Annotated in this window: 4 protein-coding genes; all 4 read right to left on the reverse strand. The window is 67.9% G+C overall.

Annotated features, from left to right (window positions below; genetic code table 11):
* Positions 1-186 precede the first annotated feature (186 nt).
* Positions 187-594 carry a hypothetical protein gene (locus ACFYP5_RS38595; RefSeq protein ID WP_389044722.1) on the reverse strand — a complete coding sequence of 136 codons (408 nt, stop codon included), beginning with the start codon at positions 592-594 and terminating at the stop codon, positions 187-189.
* A 35-nt stretch (positions 595-629) separates the two neighbouring features.
* Entirely contained in the window at positions 630-1,028 is a 399-nt protein-coding gene (locus tag ACFYP5_RS38600; RefSeq protein WP_389044725.1) for a hypothetical protein, read from the reverse strand.
* Positions 1,029-1,030: 2 nt separating this feature from the next.
* A complete protein-coding gene (locus ACFYP5_RS38605; RefSeq protein WP_389044726.1) occupies positions 1,031-1,402 on the reverse strand; it encodes a hypothetical protein in 372 nt (123 codons plus the stop codon).
* Between the two features lie 57 nt (positions 1,403-1,459).
* A partial coding sequence (locus ACFYP5_RS38610) for an ADP-ribosyltransferase (protein WP_389044729.1) occupies positions 1,460-3,068 on the reverse strand: 1,609 nt, incomplete at its 5' end.

The raw sequence follows: 3,068 nt of genomic DNA on the forward strand, positions 1-3,068 counted from the left end.
ATCACTCGAACCACGCGACTTCGACGTCAGATTCGACAGAACCTGCGCCCCCATGTCGAACTTCATTCGCTTCCCCCTGCCACGCCAAGTGATCCTTTACAGCGCCCATCCTGACGAACGAGTCACGCAGGTTCAACCCGGGGCCGCCCGTTGTGACCAAGGCATGACAGACCCGAATTCGATCAGTCACGCCGTGTCCGGCTCCCTGGCAAGCTCTTCGAGAGCGGCAAGAGTAGGTGCCTCGGCCTGTGAACCAGCGACGACATGACTCGATTCGATGTCGCTCGTGTCCCGGATCAGCTCGGCGAGGGCGACCGTAGGCGCTGTACCGCGCGCCTTGAACTCGCGCAGTTTCATCTCCCACAGAAAGCCACCGTTGAATGCGCGAGGGCCGGCAGACGGCCGTGGCTCCCACGCTGCCGCGTCATCCTCGTCGCTACCCCACACATAGCCCAGTACCGTGCCGGTCCCATCCGCCACGGCAAAGTATCGGACGGGGCCATCCGTCCTGTAGCCATAGGCCGGGGGTCCGTCGCCGCGCTCGAGGTGCAGGTCCTCATCGAAGCGGGGATTGGGCCGCTGTTCCGTGCTCATTCGGGCTGTGCTCCGTCACTTCTCGATGGGGGTGGTCAGCCCTTGCTCACCAGTTTCTTGAGTCCATCGAGAGTCGTGGACTCGGCCGGCAAGCCGGGCACGACGCGGCTTCCCCGGATGTCGCTCGTGTCCCGGATCAGCTCGGCGAGCAGGGCGGTGGGGGCGATCTCGCGCGCCTTCGCGTCCCGCAGCTTCCGAAGCCATGCGGCACCGGCATTGATCTCGGTGGCGCCCAGCCCCGGCGGCGTGACCCAACCGGCGGCATCGTCCTCGTCGCTCGCCCAGACGTACCCGATCACCACGCCGGTGTCGGCGGCCACTCGCACGTACTGCACAGGCCCCCGCGCGACCCGGTTGTAGCGGGGCGGCCCGGCGATGTGCTTGAAGTGCAGATCTTCCTCGAAGCGCGGATGGGGTCGGTTTTCGCCGGTCACCCTTACTCCGGGTTGGCCAGTCTCCTGACCACGTCGGCGTTCGCCGCCTCGGTCAAGGACCCGGGCACGACGTGGCTGCTCTTCGTCGGGTCCGATTCTTGAATCATCTCCGCCAGGGCAGCAGTGGGCGCAACCCCGCGGGCCTTTGCGTCGTGGAGCTTCCTGGCCCATCTGGCGCCCTTGTTGAACGCCTCGTCGCCGCCCGCCTTGCGGACCACCCACCCGGCGGCGTCGTCCTCGTCGTTCGCCCAGACATAGCCGATCACGTCACCGTCTCTGTCCGCGACCGTGAGGTACTCAACGGGCTTCTGAGACAGATGGCTGTAGCGCGGTGGTCCACCGGGCGCCGCGTTGAACAACAGGTCCTCGTTCAAGCGCGGATTGGGTCCCGGATCAGGTCGCTGTTCCCTGCTCATACGTGCGATGCTCCCTTACTTTGCAGGTAGGACTTCCCCGTAGACCTGGGCCTGGCCATTGTCCATGAACACACGGGTCACCTTGAACTCGGAGCCACGGGCCAGGAGCAGCTCCCGTTCCTCCACATCGAACTTACTGACCTTCTCCAGCCAGAGTGCGGGGGTCCCCTTCGGCACACGGAGATGCAGGATCGCCTCCTTGCCCGCGAAGCTGGGCACCGGGTGATTGCCGAGGGAAGTGGAGGTGTATCCCTTGTCGGGGTAGGTGTTGCCCAGCATGTCGAGCGGAGACTCCAGGTTGAGGTGACCCAGACCGGTACCCCGGACGACCATGATGTCTTCGGGAACGGGTCGGGTCGACATGACCTTGTCCATCTCGCCGATGTCATGCAGCACCTCGGGCCTCGGGCCGAAGCCGGGCGTGCCTCGCAGATGGCCGTTCATGTCGTGGTACGAGGGGAACGTCTCGCCGGTGTAGTCCCAGAGCGCCTGCTTCGCCGACGGGTCGAGGTTGTCGACGTAGTCGTTCCAGTAGTCCCGGCCGTATTCGATCGCCGCCAAGTCGTCGGTGAACGGGACGGTGCCATCGGTGAGTTCGGCTGCGGCGACCCGGTGCTTCTCGGCAGTCGAGAGTTCATCGAAGTCGTCCGCAGAGATGTGCGGGGTGTACTTGAAGTCGTCCGCCGCGCCGGCGACGTCGGTCCCGTCCACACCGTGGTGGCCGGCCGTCGCCGCGTCGTCCGCGCCGTGCAGCGCGTCTCCGGTGGCGCCGTGCGGGTCGACATGTCCGCCGGTGTCACCGGTGTGCGCCGCGTCGTCGGCGTGCGCGGCCGCGTCGTCGGCGTGCCCGCCGTGGTGCGAGGCGTCATGCCCGTGCGTGCCCGGTGCGTCGTGTCCGTGCGTGGTCGGCACGTCGTGACCCGGGCCGTGCGGGGCCGTGGTCGGGATGTCGTGCCCTGCGGCCGTCGGGATGTGCTCGCCTGGAACGTGCGCTGCCGGCCCGCCGGGTATGTGGCTCGCGGGACCGCCCGGTACGTGGCCTGCGGTGTCGAACGCAGCGGGGGCGGGGCCGAACGAGCCGCTCGGGACGTGGCCTGCCGGTGTGCCCGGTATGTGACCCGCGGGGCTGCCCGGTACGTGGCCTGCCGGGTCGAACGACGCCGGGGTCGGTCCGAAGGAACCGTTCGGTACGTGTGACGCCGGGTTCCCTGGCACGTGGCCCGCGGGGTCGAACGACGCCGGGGCGGGGCCGAAGGAGCCGTTCGGCACATGGGTCGCCGGAGCGCCGGGCACATGGCTGCCCGCGCCGGCCGGCACGTTGTCGAAGCCGCCACCCGTGTGCGGCACGTCGGGGATGCCGCTTCCGGCATGGACTCCGGGCACCGACGTGGGCTGGATCTGCCAGGAGGTGGGCAGCGACGTCCCGGGAACCGTGGCGTGCGGGATCGAAGGCGTGTCGAGCGCGCCGGTCGGGGAGATGAGGTTGCCGTTGGGGTCCAGCACGTGTCCGTCGGGCAACTGGAACGAGCCGTCGGGCAGCGTGGGGATCTCGACGTTGCCGATCCCCTTGAGGCCTTTGGTGATGTCGCCGATTTTGGAGAGTCCTGCGCCTGCGCCTTTGGCG

The organism is Streptomyces sp. NPDC005262 (assembly GCF_042872425.1).
Taxonomy (GTDB): domain Bacteria; phylum Actinomycetota; class Actinomycetes; order Streptomycetales; family Streptomycetaceae; genus Streptomyces.